1 protein-coding gene is annotated in these 203 nt (G+C 66.5%); it reads left to right on the forward strand.

Annotated features, from left to right (window positions below):
- Positions 1–14: 14 nt before the first annotated feature.
- Positions 15–203 (forward strand): glycosyl hydrolase 2 galactose-binding domain-containing protein (locus OP18_RS62880; RefSeq protein ID WP_425388717.1); only part of this gene is annotated, 189 nt, incomplete at its 3' end.

A 203-nucleotide genomic window follows, 5' to 3' on the forward strand; every position in this document is an offset into this window, starting at 1 on the left:
CCCGCACGGCGAACATGCACCGGGGGTACCGGTTCGATGTGCGGGGGTTGCTGCGCCCGTCGGGGAACCGGCTGCAGGTGCGGTTCGACTCGGCGTACGGCTATGCCGAGGCGGTGCGGGATGCGGTGGGTGAGCGGCCGAATGCCTATGATGAGCCGTTTCAGTACATCCGGAAGATGGCGTCGAACTTCGGTTGGGACTGG

The sequence above is a fragment of the Dactylosporangium aurantiacum genome (assembly GCF_000716715.1).
GTDB lineage: Bacteria > Actinomycetota > Actinomycetes > Mycobacteriales > Micromonosporaceae > Dactylosporangium > Dactylosporangium aurantiacum.